This is a genomic window from Bradyrhizobium sp. P2_E8 (genome assembly GCF_056403875.1).
In genome coordinates this window covers 1-1362 of record NZ_JBFUES010001439.1, presented here as the reverse complement: position 1 = coordinate 1362, position 1362 = coordinate 1, and the positions used below count along the sequence as shown (strand labels likewise).

Here is a 1362-nt window from a genome sequence, read left to right as displayed (position 1 = left end):
CAGGGCGAGGGAGCATACCTTCGGCGATCATTCGGCCGCCTGCGCCGTCGGGCGTGCGATCATGCCTTCGAGCCGGCTGCGAATGATGGCTTCGGCTTCGCGCACGATGCGGGAGATGAGCTCGGCGCAGCTCGGGATGTCCTGGATCAGGCCCTGGACCTGGCCGGCCGACCAGATGCCTTCGTCGGAGTTGCCGGTGGCATAGACCATCTTGCCGCGGGCACCCGCAACGAGCTCGCGGATGTCCTCGAACTTGGCGCCTTCCTTCTCCATGGCAACGACCTTGGTCGAGACCGCGTTCCTGGCGACGCGCGAGGTGTTGCGCATGGTGCGGAAGATCAGCTCGGTCTCGCGCTCGTCATTGGCGACAATCTTCTCCTTGATGGACTGGTGGATCGGGCTCTCCCTGGTGGCCATGAAGCGGGTGCCCATGTTGATGCCCTCGGCGCCGAGCGCCAGCGCCGCGACGAGGCCGCGCGCGTCGGCGAAGCCGCCCGAGGCGATCATCGGGATCTTGATCTTGTTGGCGGCGGCCGGGATCAGGATCAGTCCGGGCGTGTCGTCCTCGCCGGGGTGGCCGGCGCATTCGAAGCCGTCGATCGAGATGGCGTCGACGCCCATGCGCTCGGCCGAGAGCGCGTGGCGGACGCTGGTGCATTTGTGCACGACCTTGACACCGTGCTTCCTGAACTCGTCGACATGCTCCTGCGGCTTGTTGCCGGCGGTCTCGACCACCGTGATGCCGGCCTCGATGATGGCGGAGCGATATTCGGCGTAGGGCGGCGGCTTGATCGCGGGCAGGATGGTGAGATTGACGCCGAACGGCTTGTCGGTGAGGTCGCGGCAGCGCGCGATCTCCTTGGTCAGGTCCTCCGGCGTCGGCTGGGTCAGCGCGGTGATGAAGCCGAGCGCGCCGGCGTTCGCGACGGCCGCGACCAGCTCGGCGCGCCCGACCCATTGCATGCCGCCCTGGACGATCGGGTGCTCGACGCCGACGAGTTTGGTGAACCGTGTCTGCAACATGATGCGTTTCCCCGCCTGCGCTGCAGGCCCTGTTATTGGTTGATGGCGGCAGGATGCCGCCCGGGTCGGCAAAAGTCTATTGCGCGGGCGTGCGGTGAGGGCGGGGCGATCATGCGGGAGGCGGGGGGATTCCGTGGGGCGGATAATTGGGTGCCCTTCGGGACGACGTCGAGGCGATTTTGAGCTCCGCTGCTTCAACGAACTCGTCATTGCGAGCGCAGCGAAGCAATCCAGAATCCCTCCGCGGAAAGACTCTGGATTGCTTCGCTGCGCTCGCAATGACGGAGAGTGGAGCGCCGGCGTCATTCCTTGAACTCGCATTTCCATCGCAAGACACGC

General features: G+C 66.1%; 1 protein-coding gene. It reads right to left on the bottom strand.

All coding sequences use genetic code 11. From position 1 onward, the window contains the following. Window positions 1–27 precede the first annotated feature (27 nt). Entirely contained in the window at window positions 28–1023 is a 996-nt protein-coding gene (locus tag AC1D00_RS41215; protein ID WP_404554420.1) for an NAD(P)H-dependent flavin oxidoreductase, read from the bottom strand. Window positions 1024–1362 lie beyond the last annotated feature (339 nt).